Here is a 22,715-nt window from a genome sequence, read left to right as displayed (position 1 = left end):
CGGCGTCGTGCAACGCGTGAACTCATTATTTTACGCCCGGGGGCTCGCGCTCGCTCAGAGCTCCGGCGGCGGCGTCTTCGGCTTGAACTCGCACAGCGGCTCGATTACGCAATGCCAGCATTCGGGGCGGCGCGCCTTGCACACATAGCGCCCGTGCAGGATGAGCCAGTGATGGGCGTCCTGGAGGAACTCCGGCGGCGTGAATTTTTCGAGCGCGGTTTCGACGGCGCGCACGTCCTTGCCGGGCGCGAGCCCCGTTCGGTTCGCAACCCGAAAGATATGCGTGTCGACAGCGATGGTCGGCTGGCCGAACGCCGTGTTGAGCACAACGTTCGCGGTTTTGCGTCCCACGCCGGGCAGGCCTTCGAGCGCCTCGCGCGTTGGCGGCACCTCGCTGCCGTACTGCTCGATGAGAATGCGGCAGGTCGCAATGACGTTTTTGGCCTTGGTGCGATACAGGCCGATCGTCTTGATGTAATCGGCAACGCCTTCTTCGCCGAGCGCAAGCACCGTCTCCGGCGTGCTGGCGACCGGAAACATCCGGCGCATGGCCTTGTTCACCGAAACGTCGGTGGCCTGCGCGGAGAGCATCACGGCAATCAGGAGTTCGAACGGCGTGCTGAACTCCAGCTCGGTCGTGGGGTGCGGATTGAGGCTTTGCAGCGTTTCGTAGATGGCGCGGCGCTTGGTGGCGTTCATGCTCGTTGTGCGTGGGGCCTTTGGCAGTGCGATGCGCTAGCGCGCGGGCTTGTCGTCGTCGGGCGCCGGGTTCGCTGCGTCCGATGCATTCGACTCGATACCGATACGCTTGCGGCGCGCCTCGGCGGCGTCGATCTGCGCTTGAACATCGGCGCTCACGTGCTCGACGTTGCGCGGTCCCACACCCTGTTCAGCCAGTTCCGCCTTCTTGCGGCGCGCACGTTCGAGCGCCGCCTGGATGATCGCTTTCTTCTTTGCTTCGGCGTCGTCGGCGCAGGGGCTTGCGGGCTGTATGGCGGTGTCTTGCGGTGCCGGGGCGGCAGGCGCGCTCGTGGCCGCGCGGCGTGCCGCGGCGCGCGCCTCGGCCGCATTGCGTTCGGCGGCCTGCCGCGCTGCGCGCCGGTCATGTCGCACGCGGGCTTCGTCGGCCTGCTGTTGTGTCCATGCGTCCCAGCCGGTCGCTTCGCCCGTAACAGGAATCATTGCGATGCAGTCGACCGGGCAGGGCGCGACGCACAGGTCGCAGCCCGTGCACTGATCCTCGACGATCGTGTGCATCTGCTTGGGCGCGCCGACGATCGCGTCGACGGGACACGCCTGCATGCACAGCGTGCAGCCGATGCACAGTTGTTCGTCGATGAACGCCACGGGACGCGGGCGTTCCACGCCGTTGTCCGGATTGATCGGGATGACGGGTTTGCCGAGCAGTTTCGCGAGGCGCTCAACGCCTTCGAGACCGCCGGGCGGACACTGGTTGTAATTGGCGGTGCCGGCTGCCACGGCTTCGGCATAGGGCCGGCAGCCGTCGTAGCCGCACTTCGTGCATTGGGTCTGGGGCAGCAGATCTTCGATGCGATCTGCGAGTGTTTTGGAATCGTTCACGTTCGCTACATCGGGGCGGGGCGGGCGGTGGCGCGACCTTGGGCGCACATGGCCATGCGCAGGGTTACGCGGCTGGCCTGACAGGGCGCACACGCACAGCGCCAAAGCTTGCATTATCGCCGATTTCCCGCATTGCCATCGGCGGGCCATGTGCCATAATCAAAGCGCTTAATGCGAAGCGCTTTGCGGTTGAGGGGGAATCAGTAGACGTAAAAGCGTGGCGCAATGCATGGGCGGCTGGCATGGCGTCTTGCATGAAGCGACAGGGGGAAGAACGGTGTCGGCTCGCAACGACATCAAACAAACAAGAAGGAACGCAAGACCGTAGGTCGGAGGGTGTCTGTCCATTAACCTGGCGCGCCCCGCACAACGTTTGTCGATCCCAGGGCTAGGAGAGGCCCGGCGTGGTACCGCCCGACAACGTAAACCGGACAACGCGGCTTAACGAGATCCTGCCACCATGAATCAGCCAAAAATCAAAAGAGATCCTGAAGGCACACGCCGCCGCATTCTGCTCGCCGCGGCGGAAGAATTCGCCAATGGCGGCCTGTTCGGCGCACGCGTCGACCAGATCGCGCGACGCGCGGAAACCAATGAGCGCATGCTCTATTACTACTTCGGCAGCAAGGAGCAACTGTTCACGGCAGTGCTTGAGCACGCATTCGGCGCGCTCAACGAAGCCGAGCGCGCGCTCGATCTCGCGGGGCTTGCACCCGTCGAGGCGATCACGCGGCTTGCGCATTTCGTGTGGGACTACTATCGAGACAATCCGGAACTGCTGCGGCTCGTGAACAACGAGAATCTGCACGAGGCGCGCTATATGCAGAAGTCCACACGAATTCGCGAGATGATCTCGCCGATCGTCGCGACGCTCGGCTCGATCCTCACACGCGGCGAGTCTGCGGGATTGTTCCGCCCGAGCATCGATCCACTGCGGCTTTATGTGACGCTCTCGGGTATGGGTTACTACATCGTATCGAACCGCTATACGCTGAACGCCACGCTCGGTCGCGACTTCAGCACGGCTGCCGAGCGCGCGGAAATCATTCAGCTCAATACGGAAATGCTGCTCGCGTATCTGATGCGCAAGTAGCGCAAATAGCGCAAGCGAAGCGCACGAGATCGTTTCACGCTCCACAAACGCCGCGCGCCGTCCTGGGACGGCGCGCGGGTTGTGCTGCTGGCGCGTACTGCGTGCGCTCGCATGGAGCGCGCGTCTGCGTCAGGCGACAGCGCCTTGTGCGGAGCGGCCGCGGGCAGGCGTTTCTTTGCCCGATTGGCCGGCGCCCTGCTGGTGTTGACGGATGAAATCGCGCAGCTGCGGATAGATGATCGTGCGCCAGCGGCGGCCCGAGAAGATGCCGTAGTGGCCGCACTTCTCGGCGGTCAGATGATGCCGGTTCGCCTCGGGAATGCCCGTGCACAGGTCGTGCGCGGCGCGCGTCTGGCCCGCGCCCGAAATGTCGTCGAGCTCGCCTTCGATCGTGAAGAGCGCCGTGTCGCGAATGTCCTGCGGGCGCACGCGTTCGCCGGCCACGTCCCACGTGCCTTCAGCGAGACTGAAATCCTGGAACACAGTGCGGATGGTCTCGAGGTAATACTCGGCGGCCATGTCGAGCACCGCGTTGTATTCGTCGTAGAACTGGCGATGTGCTTCGGCGTCCTCTTCGTCGCCGCGCAGCAGGCTCTTGTAGAAGTCCCAATGCGCCGTAGTGTGACGGCCCGGATTCATTGCGACGAAACCCGCGTGCTGCAGGAAGCCCGGATACACCTCGCGCCCTTCGCCCGGATAGTTGGCCGGCACCGTATGGATCACGTTGTTCGCAAACCAGTCGAGCGAGTGTTCGGTGGCGAGCGAGTTGACGGCGGTGGGGCTGCGGCGCGCGTCGATCGGGCCGCCCATCATCGTCATCGTGAGCGGGGTGTCTTCGCCGCGGCTCGCCATGAGCGAGATGGCCGCGAGCACGGGCACCGTCGGCTGGCAAACGGACAGCACATGCAGATTCTTCGCGCCGATATGGCGGATGAATTCCTGGATGTACGCAACGTAGTCGTCGAGATGGAACGCACCGGCTTCGAGCGGCACCATGCGCGCGTCGATCCAGTCGGTGATGTACACCTTGTGGTCCTGCAGCAGCGTGCGCACGGTGTCGCGCAGCAGCGTGGAGTGGTGGCCCGAGAGCGGCGCGCACACGAGCACGCTCGGCTCGTCCTTGAGCGCGGCCACGGCGCCGGTGTCGTCGGCGTAGCGCTTGAAGCGCAGCAGGCGGCAGAACGGCTTTTCGATGATGGTCTGCTCGACGATCGGAATATTGAAGCCGTCCTTCACGATCTGGCGAATGTTGAACTCGGGCTTCTCGTAGTCCTTGCCGAGGCGATAGAGCAGTTCGTAGCCCGCGGCGAAGCGCGTGGCGCCCGGCACGAGTGAAAACGGGCTCGTCGGATTCGAGAACGATTTCGAGGCGGCCTGGGCCCAGGCGGTCAGCGGGCTCAGCAACGCACGCTGGAATTCACGGATTTGATAGAGCATGGGCGCTCCGGCATCTTCAAGGAGCGGTTCGCACCCGGGTCGCGCGCGGGTGAGGCGCGGAACAGATGCGGGCCGGCAAGGTTGGTCGGTCAGTCAATCAGGTTGTTTATCGGCCGCAGCCCGGCGGGCTTTAGCGCGGGCGGTACTGTTCTGCGCCTGGCCGTTGTGCAACGCAGCATGCCTAGTGTACCCCAGCTCGCAAAAACGTCCAGGCGCTTTCGAACATTTACGATGCGGATGCAACAGCTGGCTCGGCCGACGCGCCGTCGACCGCCGGATGTCCCGTTTCCTTCGCCATGTCCTGTTCATGCCGCATGAGGTTCAAGCCGGTATGCACGAGCGCCACATGCGAGAACGCCTGCGGGAAGTTGCCGACCAGACGCCCCGCAATGGGGTCATATTCCTCGGCGAGCAATCCCACGTCATTGGCGAGCGAGAGCAGGCGCTCGTACATGCGGCGTGCATCGTCCATGCGGCCTTGCAGGGCCAGGTTGTCGACCATCCAGAAACTGCATGCAAGGAAGGTGCCTTCCCCGGGCGGGAGTCCATCGTTGAATTCGGTGGTGCGGTAGCGCATCACAAAACCTTCACACATCAGATCGCGCTCGATCGCCGCGACCGTGCCCGCAATGCGAGGATCTGCCGCAGGCAGGAAGCCGACCAGCGGCATGAGCAGCAGGCTCGCGTCGAGGTCGGTGCCGCCGTAGATCTGCGTGAAGGAGTTCAGATCCTTGTTGAAGCTGCGCTCGCAAATGGTCGCGTGTATCGTCGAGCGCAGTTCGCGCCAGTGGTCGAGCGGCCCGGGCAGGTCGAATTTTTCCGCCGATTTGATCGCACGGTCGAATGCGACCCACGCCATCACCTTCGAGAACGTGAAGTGCTGGCGGCCGCCGCGCGTTTCCCAGATGCCTTCGTCGGGCTCGGTCCAGATCGTTTCGAGGTGTTCGAGCATCGCGCACTGGATCGACCACGCGGTGTCGTCGGCCTGCAGGCCGCCCACGCGCGCTAGGTGCAGCGCGTTCATCACTTCGCCGTACACGTCGAGCTGCAGCTGGCCGACTGCGTTGTTGCCCACGCGCACGGGCTTCGCGCCTTCGTAGCCGGGCAGCCAGTCGAGTTCGAATTCGGGCAGGCGGCGCTCGCCGGCAAGCCCGTACATGATCTGCAGCTGCGAGGGCGAGCCCGCCATCACGCGGCCCAGCCAAGCGCGCCATGCGCGCGCCTCGTCGTAATAGCCGCCGCGCATCATTGCAAGCAGCGTGATCGTCGCGTCGCGCAGCCAGCAGTAGCGGTAGTCCCAGTTGCGCGTGCCGCCCAGCTGTTCGGGCAGCGACGTGGTGGGCGCGGCGACGATGCCGCCGGTGGGCTCGTAGGCCAATGCCTTGAGCGTGATGAGCGAGCGGCGGATCGGTTCGGCCCAGCGGCCTTCCACCGTGCTGCGCGAGGCCCATTCGGTCCAGAAGTTCTCCGTGCGCGCAAGCGCCGTGAACGGGTCGCGCGGCGGCGGTAGACGCAGGTGCGAGGCCGCATAGGAAAGCGAGAACGGCACGCGTTCGCCTTCTTTCACCTCGAACTGCGCGACCGTGTGCATGTTTTCGCCCTCGAGGTCGACGGGCGTGCGCAGCACGACCGTGTCCGGGCCCACCGTCGCCTTGATGCCGCTCTCGTAGGTGAGACGGCTGACCCACGGCACCGAAAAGCCGTAGTCGAAGCGCAGCACGAGCTGGCTTTCCATGCGCACGGTGCCGCGCCGCCCCACGACGATGCGCACGAGTTCGGACCAGCCGTTGCCGGGCGGCATGAAGTCGATGAGCGTGACCGCGCCCTCGGGCGTTTCGAAATCGGTCTCGAGGATCAGCGTGTCGCCGCGATAGCGGCGCGTGGTTTTGATCTCGACTTTCGCGCCATCGGCGGGCTGGGCGGGCGCGATGAGCCAGCGGCCGTTCTCCTCGGTGCCGAGCAGGGCGGCGAAGCAGGCGCCGGAGTCGAAGCGCGGCCAGCAGAGCCAGTCGATGGAGCCGGCGCGGGAAACGAGCGCGGCCGTGTGGCCGTCGCCGATCAATGCATAGTCTTCAATGGGTGCGGGCATAGTAAGCAGATTGACAGCGTTGCTCGAAAACGAAAGCCGCTCGCCGCGTGCAGGGCAGTGCGCGCGGCATGCACGCACAAGAGTAGTGGCAGCGGGGTCGCCTGCGCAATGCGTTTTGCGCGGCAGCCCATGCAAATACGCATCTCGCCGGCGTCAATAAACGTTGGCGAGCGTGACGAGGCGCGTCACAGATGGCCGTTCACGCCGAATAGCCCGATGATCCCGATGATGATCAGATACAGCGCGACGATATAGTTGAGCAGGCGCGGCACGGCAAGAATCAGAATGCCTGCGATGAGCGCGACGAGCGGCCCGATGGCGACGTGAATGTTCATGACGGCTCCCTGGTTGCGGCGGGTTTCGATCGTTTGCGTTGATCCCTTTTTGCTGCGATTTTTCGCGCCTTTTCCGCGCGACTCGTTGCTGCGCGCCGGCGGGGCGGGCGTTTGCGACCTCTCTTATACTGGGCCGGTGTCTCATGTATCAGACGAAAGCGAGACGGGTACGGTCAGCGTCGCGACGAGGGCCGATCCGCTTTACTGCATCGACAAGAAAAAGGAGGTCGACATGTTCCTTCGCCGTGCCGCCGCAAACGCCGTGCCCGCGCCCTCCCGTTCCAGTGCCCGTGCGCGCGGACCCGCGCATCTCCGCGCGCATCTCCGCGCACATCTCTTCAGCCAGCTCATCAAAGGTGTTGTCATCATGGCTTCCGTCGCCGCGACGCATGCGTTCGCGCAATCCGCTTCCACGACCGCGTCCGCAGGCGGTGTCTACAACCTGATCGTCGGCACGTATACGGGCGGCAAGAGCGAGGGCCTCTACGTCTACCACTTCAATACGCAAACGGGCGACATGCAGCCGGTCAGCGTAGCGAAGACGGTGAATCCCTCGTTTCTCGTGGTGAGCCAGGACAACCGCTTTGTCTACGCGGTGAACGAACTGCCCGGCGACAACGGTCCCGCCAGCCTGCGCGGCGACGTGAGCGCGTTCGGCTTCGACGCCGCGAGCGGGCAGCTCACGTTTCTCAACAAGGTGTCGGCGCAGGGCAACGATCCGTGCTACCTGAGCCTTTCGCCGGATGGGCGCTATCTCTTCGTGGCGAACTATTCGGTCGCGGCCGACCCCGGCGGCAGCTTCGCAGTCCTGCCGGTGCAGCAGGACGGGAAGCTTGGCGAGTCCGTGCTGACCGTGCATCACGAGGGTGGCGGTCCCGTGAAGGGGCGTCAGGACAACGCGCACGTGCACTCGACGGTGTTTTCGCCGGACGGCCACTATCTCTTCACCCAGGATCTCGGCACCGACAAGCTCTGGACCTACCTTTACACGCCAGACGGCAGCCGCGGGCTCGTGAGCCCGACCGAGTGGCGCTACACCGACGTGAAGTCGGGCAGCGGTCCGCGTCACCTGATCTTCGGCAATGACGGCCGCCACGCGTATCTCACGAGCGAGCTGGCCGCCACCGTGACGGTGTTTGCGTACCACGACGGGCATATGAAGCTGGAGCAGGTCGAGAAGCTGGCGGAGCCGGGCTTCAAGGGCACGCAGGGCGCGGCGGCGCTGCATCTTTCGCCGGACGGCAAGTTCCTTTATGTCTCGAATCGCGGCGACGCCAACGACATCTCGATCTTCGCCGTCGATGGCGACAGCGGGAGGTTGAAGCGCGTGGGTCGCCAGTCGAGCCTCGGCAAGTCGCCGCGCGAGTTCGCGATCGATCCGACCGGGCAGTGGCTCATCGTCGGCAACCAGAACAGCGATACCGTCTACGTGTTCCGCCGCGATCAGCAGACCGGTTTGCTGGAGCCGAACCCGAAGCGCGTCGAGATCGGCTCGCCGGTCGATTTCAAGTTCGTCGCGCGGTAACGCGCGCGTGTGTTGAGTTGAATAAAAAAGGCGCGTTTCGCGCCTTTTTTTATTCGCCCTGGCCGCCGCCAGGCACGAGCACTTCGCGGCTGCCGTTGATGCCCATCGGCGAGACGAGGCCCGCCGTCTCCATTTGCTCGACGAGACGCGCAGCGCGGTTGTAGCCGATGCGCAACTGCCGCTGCACCGACGAGATCGACGCGCGCCGCGTGCGCACGACGAAGGCCACGGCCTCGTCGTAGAGCGGGTCGGCCTCGGCGTCGGGCGAGTCGCCGAAGAGATCCTGCGGCGCACCTTCGGAAGCCGGGCCGTCGAGAATGCCTTCGACGTACTCGGGCTCGCCAAACTGCTTCAGATACTCCACCACGGCGTGCACTTCCTCGTCGGCGACGAACGCGCCGTGCACGCGCTGCGGGTAGCCCGTGCCCGGTGGCAGGAACAGCATGTCGCCCTGGCCGAGCAGCGACTCCGCGCCCATCTGGTCGAGGATCGTGCGCGAGTCGATCTTCGACGACACCTGGAACGCCACGCGGGTCGGAATATTCGCCTTGATGAGCCCGGTGATCACGTCCACCGAAGGACGCTGGGTCGCGAGGATCAGGTGGATGCCGGCGGCGCGCGCCTTCTGCGCGAGACGCGCGATCAACTCTTCGATCTTCTTGCCCGCGACCATCATGAGGTCGGCGAGCTCGTCGATCACGACCACGATCATCGGCAGCGGCGAGAGCGGCTCCGGCGCTTCCGGCGTGAGCGAGAACGGGTTGCCGATCTTCTTTTCGTGCGCTTCGGCGTCGCGGATCTTCTGGTTGAAGCCCGCGAGATTGCGCACGCCCACCGCCGACATCAGCCGGTAGCGCTTCTCCATTTCGCCCACGCACCAGTTGAGCGCGTTGGCGGCGAGCTTCATGTCGGTCACGACCGGCGCGAGCAGATGCGGAATGCCTTCGTACACGGAAAGCTCGAGCATCTTCGGGTCGATCATGATGAGCCGCACGTCCTCGGGCGTCGCCTTGTAGAGCAGCGAGAGGATCATTGCGTTGATCGCCACCGACTTGCCCGAACCGGTCGTGCCCGCGACGAGCATGTGCGGCGCCTTGGCGAGATCGGTGACGATCGGATGGCCGACGATGTCCTTGCCCATTGCGATCGTGAGCTTCGATTGCGAGCGGTGGTACGGCGCCGATTCGAGGATCTCGGAGAGGCGGATCATCTGGCGGCGCGCATTCGGCAATTCGAGGCCCATGCAGGTCTTGCCGGGGATCGTTTCGACCACGCGGATCGACGTGAGGCCAAGGCCTCGCGAGAGGTCCTTCATGAGGCCGACGATCTGGCTTCCGCGCACGCCGAGCGCGGGTTCCACTTCGAAGCGCGTGATCACGGGGCCCGCCGACGCGCCGACCACCGTCACAGGGACCTTGAACTCCTGGAGGCGCTGCTCGATGAGCTGGCTCGTTTCGGCGAGCTTCTGCTCGGAGACCGGCTCGATCTCGGACGACGCGCGCTCGAGCAGTTCGAGCCCCGGCAGTTCGACCGCCGAGGCGCTGAGCGGCTCGAACGCGAAAGCTGTGGGCGCGTGGCCGCGCACGGCGGGGCGCTGGACTGCCGGTTCGGGCGCTTCGACTGCTTCGGCTGCTTCGATGACTTCGGGCTCGGGCTCGGGCTCGAAGGCGGGGCTCGCGGCGCCCGGTTCGGTCGCGATGGCGGGGTAGGGTGCCGCGATCGGTGTGGCAACCGGTACTGCGGGATGCGAAGGGCCAGGCGTGGACGTGGCTTCGGCAGGCGCGGGACGGTATTCCGGCTGCGGTTCGGCGACCCACGGCGGCGTTGCTACGGGTGCCGGCGTTTGCTGCACAGCGGGCAGGGGCGTCGCCTCGAAACCCGGTGCCGGAGTTGCCGGCGCTTCAACCGGCGGCAATGCTTGCGCCGCCGCGGCGTTCGCAAGCTCATGTGCTTCATCGACCGCCGGGTGCTCTTCGACGACGCGCGCAACAGGGGCGAAAGACTCGCTCGCCATTTGCTCTGCAGCCGGCGAAGGCGTTGCGTCGAACGGCGTCGCGGGAGCTGCATGCGCGACGGTGGGCGCGACAGGTGCAGGCGTTGCGCGCGCGGACGTTTCGAACGTGCGGCCGTATGTGCCGTACGCAGATTCGTCGAGGGTCGCCGCCGACGCCGTATCGACAACTTCGGTGCGGGTGCTTGCGTCCAGCGGTTGCTCGCCAACGGGCGCTGCGTGATGCACAGGCGCCGCGGCCACCTCCGGTTGTGTCTCGCGAACGAAACGGGGCAAATGCACGATGTTCGCCGCTTCCGATGCGTCGTTTGCATCCTGCGACTCGGCGGGAGCGGGCTGCGACGCTTGTACGCTTGCTGCAACCGGTGTGTGTGCGACTGCGGGTGCTGGCGCCGCAACGGGAGCAACTGCCACCTCAGGCGCGGGCGCCTGTTCCTGCGCCGACAACGGCGTGAACGTGTAGAACGGCTCGGCGGCGTGGGTTTCCGTGGGCGCGGCGGCCGACGGTTCGTCGTCGAGCAGGATCCATGGCATGCCGTGATCCAGCGTGGGCCAGGAGGACGGCGTTGCGGCTTCTGCCGCCGCGGCTTGCACAGGCTCGACGCCGGTCGCTGCGCTCAATGCGTCATGCGCGGCTTCGTCCACATGGGTGTGCACCGGTCGCCACGGAGTTGGCATTGCCGTGTCGTCGGCGCTGACCGACTTCGGCTCGTATGCCGCGGCGCGCTGAATCTCGTCGGGGTAGGGGGCAGCCTGTGCAGCGGGCGTCCAGGTTGTCGACGTGTTGTGCGGCTGCAGCGCGGCGTGCGCCTCGTCCAGCGATTGCACGCCCCGGTTCGGCGAGATGGCGTCACCGTCCTGCTGCGTGACTGGCGCGAACGTCGCTTCCATCGATACGCCCGAAGGCGTCACCGGCGCTGCTGTCTTCGACATGTCTGGCGGGGCGCTTGGGAATTGCGCGTGCGCTTCCTCTTCGCCCGCGAGCGTGCCCGCTTCGTCGAGCGTGCGGCGTGCGAGGCTCGCGCCGGCGAGGGACGTCCAGCGTGCGGCGTTTTCTTCGATCGAACGCAACGTTTCGAGCACGCTCATCGACAGGGGCGCTTCCGCTTGCGGCGCGCTGGTGGAAGCGGGGCGCGAGTACGCGGGCGTAGCGGGCGGCGTGTCGGCCAGCTGCGAGGTGAACGGCGCGCGCGGCGCGGCCATGGGCGGGCGAGGGTTCACGCGCGCCGGCTGGCCTTGCCAGACGTACGGACGCGGCGGCTTCGCGACGCGGGGCGGCGCTGCTGCCGCGGCGCGCGCTGCCGTGCTGCCTGCCGCGGGCGGCGGCGCCGAGCGGCGAGGCGTGACTGGCTGCGCGAACGGCGAAGTCAGCGGATCGAGCGGCGCCGGCGTCGAGCCGAACGCGGCGCTGCGCGCGGCGGCTGCTGCCGCGGCGGCACCGGCCGCGAGCGGCGCAGCATGCACCGCAGCCGACGCTGAAGCCGCGCGCGCACCCACGGTCGCGGCGGCCATGGCCGGCCGCGCATGGCCAGGCTCAGCGCGCCATGGCGCATTGGGTTGCGCGGGGACGCCCGGTGCGCCATGCACGCCCGCCGTATCCGAGGGAGTGCCCGCGCCACGCGTTGGCTGGCGGCGCGCGTCGCCAAGCGGTGCGCCTTGCTGCAATGGCATGCGTGGCGGCTCCATCGGTGCTCTCGGCGCAGCTTGCACCGGAGCCGCCGGAGCACGCGTGCCGCGCAGCCAGTCGGCGGCCGCGGTCGGCTCGGTGCGTGCCCATGCCGCGGAGGAATCGGCCGGACCCCGGACGCCTGGTTCGGCGCGCCACGGCGCGCTATCCGCAAAAGCCTCCTGTGCGGCGGCAGCGGTCGACGCTGCGCCTAGTCCCGCGGCCATCGCGCCGGCAGTGCGCGATTGATCGCGCACTTCGCGTGCAGGCGGGCGCCAGATCGTCGGCCGCTTGCGTCGCGTGCCGTCGCCGGGCATCGGCAGGTTGACGGTGGCGGCGCTATGGGCGGGAAGTCCCTCTTCGGCTGCGGCGCGGCGGCTGCGGCGTTCGCGGCGCGGGCTCTCGTCGGTCTCACGGGCGGCGCGGATGTTCAGCCCGAGCCCGAGCGAGATGTCGGCCCAGGCGAGGAATTCGCGCCAATGGAAGTCGAGCAGCCACGGCAAGCTCACGAGGAGGAGCGCCGTCATGGCGAGCGGCGCGGCCACGTGGCCGATGAGCTTGCCGAGCCCGCCCGATAGTGCGTGGCCGAGCGCGTCGAAACCGGCGATGTCGATGAGCGTCGCCTCGAGCGCGCAGCTCGCGACGAGCACACCAAGGAAGCCGAGCCAGAGCCGGATCGTGCCCGGACCGCGCAGGCCCGCGCCGCCGGGCAGCACGGACTTGACGAGACGCCAGATCAGAGGGATGAACCAGACGGCCGAAACGCCGAACCAGCCAGGAACTACCGTGTGCATGCCAAAGATGTACGTAGAGAAGGTGTGCGACGTGTGGAGTGTAACCGCTCGGCCCCTGTGCGCCGCCATCCACTTGAGGACTGTGTTGCGCTCGGCCCGGCGGGCGTTGCGCGCCCGACACGCCAAAGACCCTGCGCACGCTGTTTTGGTTCGCGCGCAACAAAAAAAGAGCCGCGCCGGGCAAGGGCGCGGCGGTTCATGCGGGCAGCGTTCACTGCGCCGGTTTGGCGTCGGAGGCGGCGCCCGGCGCAACGCCAGGCTTGGCCTCGGCGCTTTGCTCGGCGAACGTCAGGCGGTCGCCGTTTTCGAGCACGAGAAAGAGCGATCGCGGAGGGCGCATCTGCACGCCCGAGCGCGCGATATGCGAGAGCGCTTCCAGGTAGGGGCCCTCGATATCGCCGCCCGCGCCGATGCACGCCATGCGCGTGCCGCCGAGCTGGCTGAAAGAGAGCAGGCCGTTTTTCAGCGCATAGGCGCCGAAATAACGGTTGCAGCCCGAAAAACCGCTTGCGCGGCGCTGGCCGCTCTCGGTCGAGAGGTCGAGCGTGATGGGGCGGGCAACGGGGTTGTCGGTATTACTGGCGTCGGCGTTCGGGCCTGGCACGGCGCGCAGCGTGCCGTCGGCGCGCTTCCACTCCGTGAGCTGCCAGTGCGTGTTGTCGAGCAACTGGGTCGTAGCGGGGTTGAACGGATCGGGCAGCGGCGCGGAGGCGTCCGTGTGCACCGGGAGCTTGCACGCGCACACGAGCAGGGCCGCAGCGAGCATCGCCGTGCGCGAGGCCAGCTTGCGCGCGAATACGCCGTGGGCCGGGCGCAGGCGCTGGCGCATATTCACGCGCGGACTCTGGCTCGGCGTCTGGCTGTGCGTCTGGCGGATAGGCATCGCATCGTTCCTCGTAATCGGCGAAGGCGTAAGCGTAACGCACCGCGCTGCAGCATGCGAGCGCAAACGTGCGCGCAAAGCGCGTGAAGCGGGTGGCCGCCGGCGGTCCGAAGCGCCTCGCCGCGGCAAGGCCGCGTGTTAACATCGGCGCTCTTACGCATTTGCGCCATACCGCCATTCTGGAGACATCATGCAAACCCGCCCCCGCATCGGCACGCCGCTTTCCGCTTCCGCTACCCGTGTCATGCTGCTCGGCGCGGGCGAGCTTGGCAAGGAAGTGATCATCGCGCTGCAGCGTCTTGGCGTTGAGGTGATCGCCGTCGATCGCTATGAAAACGCGCCCGGCCACCAAGTTGCGCATCGCGCGCACGTGATCGACATGGCCGATCCCAAGGCGCTGCGTGCGCTCATCGACGCCGAGCGCCCGCATCTCGTCGTGCCCGAAATCGAAGCGATCGCCACCGACGCGCTCGCCGCCGTCGAAGCCGAGGGTGTCGCCGAGGTGATCCCGACCGCGCGCGCCGCGCAGCTCACGATGAACCGCGAGGGCATCCGGCGCCTCGCCGCCGAGGAACTCGGCCTCGCCACCTCGCCCTACGCGTTTGCCGATTCGCTCGACGAGCTGAAGGCCGGCGTCGCCAAGGTGGGCTACCCGTGTGTGGTGAAGCCGGTAATGTCGTCGTCGGGCAAGGGGCAGTCGGTCGTGCGCAGCGACGCCGACGTCGAGCGCGCCTGGGACTATGCGCTGGCAGGCGGCCGTGTGAATCGCGGGCGCGTGATCGTCGAGGGCTTCATCAACTTCGACTATGAAATCACGCAGCTCACCGTGCGTGCCATCGACCCGGCGAGCGGCCAGGTGCAAACGTATTTCTGCGATCCGATCGGCCACCTCCAGGTGGACGGCGATTACGTCGAATCGTGGCAGCCGCAGCCGATGAGCGCGAAGGCGCTCGAGCGCTCGCGCGAGATCTCGCACAAGGTGACCGAGGCGCTGGGCGGCCGAGGCCTCTTCGGCGTGGAGCTGTTCGTGCGCGGCGACGAGGTGTGGTTCTCGGAAGTGAGCCCGCGTCCGCACGACACGGGGCTCGTCACGCTCGCCTCGCAGCGTTTCTCCGAGTTCGAGCTGCACGCGCGCGCGATCCTCGGTCTGCCTGTCGATACGACGGCGCGCGGTCCGGGCGCATCGGCGGTGATCTACGGCGGCATGGATGCGCGCGGCATCGCGTTCGAGGGCGTCGCGCAGGCGCTTGCCGTGCCGGGCGCGGACCTGCGCCTTTTCGGCAAGCCCGAGAGCTTCGTGAAGCGCCGCATGGGCGTTGCGCTCGCTACGGGCGCCGACACCGACGAGGCCCGCTCGCGCGCCCGCGAAGCGGCCGCGGCGGTGCGTCCGGTGCCGGGCGACGCCGCGCAGTGAGTGTGCGGCGAGCGCGCTGCGTTGGCCGCGCACAAGGCGGCGCTCGCGCGTGCCGGTTATCGTGTGAGCCAATACTTCGCGCGTGAATACCAAATGGCGTCACGCGCACGGGCAACGCAACACACGGAGAACACGATGATCGATGGTCGAAGCGGCGCAATGCGCGCAATCCGCGTAGTTCAGCGCAGCGGCGCGCTTGCGCTGGCAGCCTGTGGTCTGGCGGCCGGCCTGCACCTCGACGCGGCGCACGCGGCCCCGCTCGAAGTGCGCGATATCCAGGTCCAGTCGCGCCACACGTTCAGCTACACCTGCGCGAACGGCAAGAGCTTCAAGGTCACCTATCTCAACGCGGCCAACGGCCAGAGCTTTGCGCTCGTGCCCGTGGAAGGCCGCAAGCTCCTCTTCGTCGGCGTGATCGCTGCCTCGGGCGTGAAGTACGTCGCCGAGCGCTACACCTGGTGGACCAAGGGTCCCGGCGCGGATCTCTACGACGTCACGTCCGACGCGAGCCCGAAGCCGGTGCTCTCCGGCTGCGCGACGATCATGCGCTAACGCCGCACGCACGCTTCACGACACATTCCGCTTTGCCGGAGTAACCTGTCGGCCTGTTCGCGAAGGCCGGCTGCCGCCCGCGCCGCCGGCCACGCTCTTGCCAACGAGGTGGTCGATGAAAGCATCGGATCTGTTCGTGAAGGCGCTCGAAGCCGAAGGCGTCGAATATGTGTTTGGTATTCCCGGGGAAGAAAACCTCGATCTGCTCGAATCGCTGCGGCGCTCGAAGATTCGTCTGATCGTCACGCGCCACGAGCAGGCCGCGGGCTTCATGGCCGCCACTTACGGGCGGCTGACGGGCCGCACCGGCGTGTGCCTCGCCACGCTCGGGCCCGGCGCCACCAACTTCGTGACTGCTGCCGCCTACGCGCAGCTGGGCGGCATGCCCATGCTGATGGTCACGGGCCAGAAGCCCATCAAGTCGAGCAAGCAGGGCCACTTCCAGATCGTCGACGTGGTGCGCATGATGGAGCCGCTCACCAAGTACGCGCGGCAGATCGTCTCCATCGGCAATATTCCCGCGCTCGTGCGCGAGGCGTTTCGCCAGGCCGAGCAGGAGCGGCCCGGCGCCGTGCATCTCGAACTGCCCGAGGACGTGGCTGACGAAGAGGGCGACGGCAAGCCCATTCCCAAGAGCTTCAGCCGCCGGCCCGTGGCCGAGGAAAAAGCGGTTGCCCATGCGGTCGGGGCGATCTGCAAGGCGCGCCATCCGCTACTCATGATCGGCGCGGGCGGAAACCGCAAGACCACGCGCAACGTGCTGCGCGAATTCGTCGACGAAACCGGCATCCCGTTCTTTACCACGCAGATGGGCAAGGGCGTGATCGACGAATCGCATCCGCTCTGGCTCGGCAACGCCACGCTCTCGGACGGCGACTTCGTGCACCGTGCGATCGAGCACGCCGACTGCATCATCAACGTCGGCCACGACGTGATCGAGAAGCCGCCGTTTTTCATGCGCAGCGCGGAAGAGAAAACCGTCATCCACGTGAATTTTCTCGGCGCGGAAGTCGACCCCGTGTATTTCCCGCAGATCGAGGTGGTGGGCGACATCGCCAACGCCGTGTGGCAACTCAAGGAAAGTCTCAAGCCGCGCGAGCACGCGTGGGACTTCGCCCGCTTCGAGGAGATCAAGCGCCATTTCGAGGCGCATCTTGCCAAAGGGCAGCATGACGAGCGCTTTCCCATGTACCCGGTGCGGCTCGTGCACGACGTGTACGACGCGATGCCCGACGACGGCATCCTGTGCCTCGACAACGGCATGTACAAGATCTGGTTCGCGCGCTACTACCGCGCGCGTGAGCCCAATTCGATCCTGCTCGACAACGCGCTCGCCTCGATGGGCGCGGGGCTGCCCTCGGCCATCGCCACCAAGATCGTGCATCCGCAGCGCAAGGTCGTGGCCGTGTGCGGCGACGGCGGTTTCATGATGAATTCGCAGGAGCTGGAAACGGCGGTGCGCCTGAAGCTCGATCTGGTCGTGCTGCTGCTGCGCGACGACGCGTTCGGCATGATCCGCTGGAAGCAGGAAAACATGAATTTCCCCGACTACGGGATGACGCTGCAGAACCCCGATTTCGTCGACTATGCGCAAAGCTACGGCGCGCATGGCCACCGCGTGGGCTCGGCGGACGAATTCAAGCCGCTCGTCGAGCAGTGTCTCGCCCAACCCGGCGTGCACCTGATCGACGTGCCCATCGATTACTCGGACAACGAGCGCGTGCTCAATCGCGACATCAAGCGCCTGAGCGCGCAGCTTTGACGCAGCTTTGACGTTGTCATTACGGAGAACCCCGTCATGCTCAAACCGACTTATCCGTACTACCTGGCCAACGAGGCCGTCGCCGCCAACACCGACCTCGAAGTCACCGACAAATACAGCGGCGAAGTCGCCACGCGCGTCGCGCTCGCCGACGCGAAAGCGATCGACCAGGCCATCGCCGCAGCCGAAGCCGCCATGCCCGCCATGCGCGCGTTCCCGCCGTACAAGCGCCAGGCCGTGATCGATCATTGCGTGGCGCGCTTTCGCGAGCGCTTCGACGAGCTGGCGATGGCGCTGTGCATCGAGGCGGGCAAGCCGATCAACGACTCGCGCGGCGAGGCGACGCGCCTGATCGACACGTTCCGCGTGGCCGCCGAAGAGAGCGTGCGTATCAACGGCGAGATCGTGAATCTCGAGATTTCAGCGCGCGCGAAGGGCTATCACGGCTACGTGAAACGCGTGCCGATCGGACCGTGCTCGTTCATCTCGCCGTTCAATTTCCCGCTCAATCTGGCTGCGCACAAGGTCGCACCGGCGCTCGCCGCCGGCGTGCCGTTCGTGCTGAAGCCCGCGAGCCGCACGCCGGTGGGGGCGCTGATCATCGGCGAGGTGCTGGCGGAGACGGATTTGCCCAAGGGCGCCTTCTCGATCCTGCCCGCGCACCGCGACGGCGCCGACCTCTTCACGACCGACGAGCGCTTCAAGCTGCTCTCGTTCACGGGCTCGCCCGCGGTGGGCTGGGACCTCAAGAGGAAGGCCGGCAAGAAGAAGGTGGTGCTGGAGTTGGGCGGCAACGCGGCGGCCATCGTCGACGCCGATCAGGGCGGCAAGCTCGACTATGTGGTCGAGCGCCTCGCGTTCGGCGCGTACTACCAGTCGGGACAGAGCTGCATTGGCGTGCAACGCATTCTCGTGCACGCGTCGCTTTACGACGCGCTGCGCGAAAAGCTTATCGCCAAGGTCAAGACGCTCAAGATGGGCGACCCGAAGGACGAGAACACCTTTGTCGGGCCGATGATCTCCGAGTCCGAGTCGAAGCGCCTCGCAGGCTGGATGGAGAGCGCGGTGCTCGCGGGCGCGAAGATCATCGCGGGCGGCAAGGTGGACGGTGCGATGTTCGAGGCCACGCTGCTCGAGAACGTGGGTCGCGACACCGATCTCTACCGCAAGGAGGCGTTCGGGCCGGTCGCGATCCTGGAGCGCTTCGACGACTTCGGCCGTGCTTTGGAGATCGTCAACGACAGCGATTTCGGCCTGCAGGCCGGCGTGTTCACCGACTCGCTCGCCAACGCGCACCGCGCGTGGGACGGCCTCGACGTGGGCGGCGTGGTGATCAACGATATTCCGTCATTTCGCGTCGATAACATGCCGTACGGCGGCGTGAAGGACTCCGGTCTCGGGCGCGAGGGCGTGCGCTACGCGATCGAGGACATGACCGAGCTGCGGCTGATGGTGATGCGCGAGACGTGGTGAGCAGCGGGCCCGGAGGAAAAAGGGCGCGATGCTTCGTCGCATGGCGCACGGGGTGCTCTCGTGCGCCGTGCTGCAGATCGCATGACCTGCTGCCATAGGGATTTATGCCAAGGTGCTACAATACCGGCCTTTCGGCCCTTTGCGCCTGCCGCAAGGGTGAGCAGCAGGCCGCCCCGAGGCTCGCTGGATCGGCCTGAAAAGCCGGTTGAGCCGTTTTGACCAATCCGGTGCGCGCGCCAGTCGATAGACGAGGCCGGCGCCGGAACCATCTGGAATCGAGTGAGTCTGGCCGGGTTGAACCCGAGCGAGCGCGGCGATGACGCCAGCGCCCCGTCCCCGGCAGATCCTCTCGTCGTCCACGGGCCATCCCGGCCATCCGTTTGCCGGGAGGTCCTCGCGGGCGTGCGTTCCGCCCGTCGCCGCAGGGCGCCCGACGTATTGTTCGGCGCCTTTGCATCGACCTGCAATGCCCAGCAGTGACCTTTTGAGGCGCTCCCGCGCCTTGCGCGAATAGCGCCTTTATAGCGAAGCCACCATGTCCGACACAGCCGTCACGCCCAGCACTGCGAACTTTGACCAGTTTGGTCTGGCCCCCGAAATTCTCCGGGCCATCAAGGAGCAGGGCTACACGACGCCCACGCCGATCCAGGCACAGGCGATTCCCGTGGTGCTCACGGGCCGCGACGTGATGGGCGCCGCGCAAACCGGCACGGGCAAGACCGCGAGCTTCTCGCTGCCGATCCTGCAACGCCTCTTGCCGATGGCGAGCACGAGCGCTTCGCCCGCACGCCATCCGGTGCGCGCGCTGATTCTCACGCCTACGCGAGAGCTGGCCGATCAGGTCGCGAACAACGTGCGCACCTACGCGCAGCACACGCCGCTGCGCAGCGCGGTGGTGTTCGGCGGCGTCGACATGAATCCGCAGTCCGACGAACTGCGCCGCGGCGTGGAAATCCTGATCGCCACGCCTGGCCGCCTGCTCGACCATGTGCAGCAAAAGACCACGAGCCTCGGCCAGGTGCAGATGCTCGTGCTCGACGAAGCCGACCGCATGCTCGACATGGGCTTCCTGCCCGACCTGCAGCGCATCCTGAACCTGCTGCCGAAGGAGCGCCAGACGCTGCTGTTCTCGGCCACGTTCTCGGGCGAGATCAAGAAGCTTGCCGCGACCTATCTGCGCACGCCGCAGACCATCGAGGTGGCGCGCAGCAACTCCACGGCGACCAACGTGACGCAGGTCGTGTACGAAGTCGCCGAGGGCGACAAGACCGGCGCGGTCGTTCAGCTGATCCGCGACCGCGGTCTCAAACAGGTGATCGTGTTCTGTAACAGCAAGATCGGCGCGAGCCGCCTTGCCCGCCAGATCGAAAAGCAGGGCATCGTCGCGGCGGCGATTCACGGCGACCGCTCGCAGAACGAGCGCATGCAGGCGCTCGACGCCTTCAAGCGCGGCGAAATCGAAGCGCTCGTGGCGACCGACGTGGCCGCGCGCGGCCTCGACATCGCGGAGCTGCCCGCCGTCATCAACTTCGACCTGCCTTTCAACGCCGAAGACTATGTGCACCGCATTGGCCGCACGGGCCGCGCAGGCGCCTCGGGTGACGCACTTTCGCTGTGCAGCCCGAACGAGAAGAAGCAGCTCGCCGATATCGAGAAGCTCATCAAGCGTCCGCTGACCGTGGAGCGCCTCGTGGTCGACGTGCCGGTGCCGCATCACGAAGGCGGCAGCCGCCGCCGCGAGCGCGACGGTCATGAAGGCCGCGAAGGGCGCGGCGAACGCGGTGTGCACCGCCGTGCGGCGTCGTTCGACCGCCCGCATCATCATCGTTCGCAGCCGATCGACGATTTTTTCCTGAAGCCTTACGAGCCTTCGGCTAACGCGCGCAGCAAGGCTGAAGACAAGCCCGCGAACACCGCACCGCAAAAACAGCAGTCGAAGCAGCCGCTCGCGGCGCTGCTGGGCGGTCTCGGCTCGTCGTGGCGCAACAAGCCGACGTCGTCTTCATCGAACTGAGTTTGAGCGCGCGAAGCGGCGCGCGACACAACGATAAAACGGCATGTCGCCTTCAACGACATGCCGTTTTTGTTTAGGTGGCCGGCAATTGCGCGAGCCGCCGCTTCCACGCTTCGATCGCGTCTCGCTGGAACGCTTCGAGCGTTGCGGGCGAAGGGTCGTGCAATTCGAGGCCCAGATGGCGTGCCGCGGCCATCAGCGCTTCCAGCGGGCGTGATGCATCGAGCGCTTGCGCCCCGGTCTGCTTCGAGAGCTTGTCCCCTTCCTCGTTCGTCACAACAGGCACGTGCAGGTAGGCGGGCGTTGGCACGCCAAGACACTGCTGGAGCCAGATTTGCCGCGCCGTCGAGTCGAGCAGGTCCGCGCCGCGCACTACGTGCGTAATGCGTTGTTCGGCGTCGTCAACAACCACGGCAAGCTGGTAGGCCCATTGGCCGTCGGCGCGCAGGAGCACGAAATCGCCGACTTCGGTTGCGATGTCCTGCTGCAGCGGGCCTTGCCAGCGATCGTCGAAGCGGATCAGCGCGGGGTTTTGCGCACTGGAAGGCGCGTCGTCGGGCACACGCAGCCGCCACGCGCGCGCTGGCTTGCCGTGCAGGCCCGCGCGGCAGGTGCCCGGATAGATCAGCGTGGTGTTGCGCTGGTGCGCACGCAATTGCGAATCGGCGATTTCCTTGCGCGTGCAGCCGCACGCGTACACGTGGCCCGAGGCGATCAGGCGGTCGAGCGCCGCGCGGTACAGATCGGTGCGGCGGCTCTGCCATTGCGGCGGCTCGTCGGCGTGAAAGCCGAAGGCCGCAAGCGTCGCGAGAATGTCCTCGGCTGCGCCCGGCACGGCGCGCGGGCCGTCGATGTCTTCCACGCGCACGAGCCACGTGCCGTCATGCGCTCGCGCGTCGAGCCAGCTCGCGAGCGCCGAAACGAGCGAGCCAAAGTGCAGCGGACCAGTGGGCGAGGGCGCGAAGCGCCCGCGATACCCTTGCGGCGATGCGCTCACGCGCGCGGCTTAAGCGGCAGCCTGGGCCGCCGGCGCCGTATCCGTTGCGCCCGCGCGCTCCGGATGGCACGCCGGGCAGCTCTTGCCTGCCACGTAGAGCGGCGAAGCCTGCTCTTGCGGCGTGACGACGGCGCGGCACGCGAAGCACTGCACGGTGTCCGTCGGTTCGAGCTGCGGATTGAGCGCGGTGCGCTGGTCGAACACGAAGCAGTCGCCGTTGTAGTGCGCGCCGCCCACTTCCTCGAAGTACTTGAGAATGCCGCCTTCGAGCTGGTAGACGCTTTCGATGCCCACTTCCTTCATGTGGATCGCGGCCTTTTCGCAGCGAATGCCGCCCGTGCAGAACGACACGACCGTCTTGCCTTCGAGGTCGGCGCGGTTCGCCTCGATCACGCCGGGGAATTCGCTGAACTTGTCGATGCGGTAGTCGAGCGCGTTATCGAACGTGCCGACATCGATTTCGAACGCGTTGCGCGTGTCGAGCATGACGACGGGGCGGCCTTCGTCGTCGAAGCCGCGGTCGAGCCATTGCTTGAGCACGACCGGCGCCACGGAAGGCGCGCGGCCTTCTTCGGGACGGATCGCGGGCTTCTTCATCGTGATGATCTCGCGCTTCAGGCGCACGAGCATACGGTTGAAGGGCCGGTTTTCGGAGAAGCTTTCCTTGAACCGCAGCGTCGCGAACTTGCCTTCGAAGAGCGGGTCGTGGTTGATGTAGTCCATGAAGGCGCGCACGTTGCCTTCATCGCCGGCGACGAACAGGTTGATGCCTTCCGGCGCGAGCAGGATCGTGCCCCGCAAATCGAGCGTTTTGCAACGCTCGAGCACTAGCGGACGCCACTCGGCGGTCTTATCGAGCGTGGCGAACTGGTAAGCGGATAGATTGAGGATACGCATGGTGCAACGGGAAAGGCGCTATCAAAGCGCGTGAAACTGGAGCCGGGCGCGCGTGGTGCGTCGCGTACTGCCTGTTCACTGCCGGTCCCTCGAAAACGGGAATTGGGGCAGGGCGCGCGGCGGGCGCAATCCGCTATTATCCCTCAATCGCGCCTTGCGCCGCCTGCGGCGTAGTCGACACACCGTGCGGCG

The 22,715-nt window shown here is 66.5% G+C and carries 16 protein-coding genes; 7 read left to right on the top strand and 9 right to left on the bottom strand.

Translation table 11 applies throughout. The annotated features are described in order from the left end of the window. Window positions 1-54 precede the first annotated feature (54 nt). The gene (nth, locus tag U5A58_RS31520; RefSeq protein ID WP_321964336.1) at window positions 55-699 is read right to left on the bottom strand and encodes an endonuclease III; all 645 of its coding nucleotides are present in this window, start codon (window positions 697-699) and stop codon (window positions 55-57) included. A 36-nt stretch (window positions 700-735) separates the two neighbouring features. Next, window positions 736-1,581, bottom strand: a complete 846-nt coding sequence (rsxB, locus tag U5A58_RS31515; RefSeq protein WP_321964335.1) for an electron transport complex subunit RsxB — start codon at window positions 1,579-1,581, stop codon at window positions 736-738. A gap of 460 nt (window positions 1,582-2,041) precedes the next feature. Here rsxB and U5A58_RS31510 point away from each other — a divergent pair, with 460 nt between their 5' ends. Continuing rightward, window positions 2,042-2,674: a TetR family transcriptional regulator gene (locus tag U5A58_RS31510; RefSeq protein WP_158757328.1), complete on the top strand. Its 633-nt coding sequence runs from the start codon at window positions 2,042-2,044 to the stop codon at window positions 2,672-2,674. Window positions 2,675-2,803: 129 nt separating this feature from the next. On the opposite strand, the gene U5A58_RS31505 is transcribed toward U5A58_RS31510, so the two are convergent. The 3 genes from U5A58_RS31505 to U5A58_RS31495 form a co-directional block, all read right to left on the bottom strand. Next, window positions 2,804-4,111, bottom strand: coding sequence for a polyhydroxyalkanoate depolymerase (locus U5A58_RS31505; RefSeq protein ID WP_321914722.1), 1,308 nt, complete (start codon window positions 4,109-4,111; stop codon window positions 2,804-2,806). Between the two features lie 226 nt (window positions 4,112-4,337). Next, on the bottom strand, window positions 4,338-6,200 hold the full coding sequence (locus U5A58_RS31500) for a glycoside hydrolase family 15 protein (protein ID WP_321964334.1): 1,863 nt from the start codon (window positions 6,198-6,200) through the stop codon (window positions 4,338-4,340). Between the two features lie 185 nt (window positions 6,201-6,385). Further along, window positions 6,386-6,535, bottom strand: coding sequence for a DUF3096 domain-containing protein (locus U5A58_RS31495; RefSeq protein WP_158757331.1), 150 nt, complete (start codon window positions 6,533-6,535; stop codon window positions 6,386-6,388). A 232-nt stretch (window positions 6,536-6,767) separates the two neighbouring features. Here U5A58_RS31495 and U5A58_RS31490 point away from each other — a divergent pair, with 232 nt between their 5' ends. Next, window positions 6,768-8,060 carry a lactonase family protein gene (locus U5A58_RS31490; protein ID WP_415774322.1) on the top strand — a complete coding sequence of 431 codons (1,293 nt, stop codon included), beginning with the start codon at window positions 6,768-6,770 and terminating at the stop codon, window positions 8,058-8,060. Window positions 8,061-8,109: 49 nt separating this feature from the next. Here U5A58_RS31490 and U5A58_RS31485 read toward each other — a convergent pair whose 3' ends face one another. After that, on the bottom strand, window positions 8,110-12,531 hold the full coding sequence (locus U5A58_RS31485; RefSeq protein ID WP_321964332.1) for a DNA translocase FtsK: 4,422 nt from the start codon (window positions 12,529-12,531) through the stop codon (window positions 8,110-8,112). Between the two features lie 211 nt (window positions 12,532-12,742). Next, window positions 12,743-13,414, bottom strand: a complete 672-nt coding sequence (locus tag U5A58_RS31480; protein WP_415774321.1) for an META domain-containing protein — start codon at window positions 13,412-13,414, stop codon at window positions 12,743-12,745. A gap of 190 nt (window positions 13,415-13,604) precedes the next feature. On the opposite strand from U5A58_RS31480, the gene purT reads away from it, so the two are divergent. The 5 genes from purT to U5A58_RS31455 all read left to right on the top strand — a co-directional run bounded on the left by purT (window position 13,605) and on the right by U5A58_RS31455 (window position 20,629). Beyond that, entirely contained in the window at window positions 13,605-14,828 is a 1,224-nt protein-coding gene (purT, locus tag U5A58_RS31475) for a formate-dependent phosphoribosylglycinamide formyltransferase (RefSeq protein WP_069265349.1), read from the top strand. Window positions 14,829-14,963: 135 nt separating this feature from the next. Further along, complete coding sequence (locus U5A58_RS31470; protein ID WP_321936822.1) at window positions 14,964-15,380, top strand: MliC family protein; 417 nt, start codon at window positions 14,964-14,966, stop codon at window positions 15,378-15,380. Window positions 15,381-15,495: 115 nt separating this feature from the next. After that, window positions 15,496-17,142: an acetolactate synthase large subunit gene (locus U5A58_RS31465; RefSeq protein ID WP_321914716.1), complete on the top strand. Its 1,647-nt coding sequence runs from the start codon at window positions 15,496-15,498 to the stop codon at window positions 17,140-17,142. Between the two features lie 36 nt (window positions 17,143-17,178). Next, the gene (locus U5A58_RS31460; RefSeq protein WP_321964331.1) at window positions 17,179-18,615 is read left to right on the top strand and encodes an aldehyde dehydrogenase family protein; all 1,437 of its coding nucleotides are present in this window, start codon (window positions 17,179-17,181) and stop codon (window positions 18,613-18,615) included. Window positions 18,616-19,150: 535 nt separating this feature from the next. Further along, window positions 19,151-20,629 carry a DEAD/DEAH box helicase gene (locus U5A58_RS31455; RefSeq protein WP_321964330.1) on the top strand — a complete coding sequence of 493 codons (1,479 nt, stop codon included), beginning with the start codon at window positions 19,151-19,153 and terminating at the stop codon, window positions 20,627-20,629. Between the two features lie 73 nt (window positions 20,630-20,702). On the opposite strand, the gene gluQRS is transcribed toward U5A58_RS31455, so the two are convergent. Both gluQRS and U5A58_RS31445 read right to left on the bottom strand, forming a co-directional pair. Then, entirely contained in the window at window positions 20,703-21,626 is a 924-nt protein-coding gene (gene gluQRS, locus U5A58_RS31450; protein WP_321964329.1) for a tRNA glutamyl-Q(34) synthetase GluQRS, read from the bottom strand. A gap of 9 nt (window positions 21,627-21,635) precedes the next feature. Beyond that, window positions 21,636-22,523, bottom strand: a complete 888-nt coding sequence (locus U5A58_RS31445; protein WP_321964328.1) for a sulfurtransferase — start codon at window positions 22,521-22,523, stop codon at window positions 21,636-21,638. Between the last annotated feature and the right edge of the window lie 192 nt (window positions 22,524-22,715).

Origin of the sequence: Paraburkholderia sp. J7 (assembly GCF_905220155.1) — a bacterium.
Lineage (GTDB): Bacteria > Pseudomonadota > Gammaproteobacteria > Burkholderiales > Burkholderiaceae > Paraburkholderia.
Note: the sequence above shows the minus strand (reverse complement) of the source record. Positions and strands in the feature narration are given on the sequence as shown.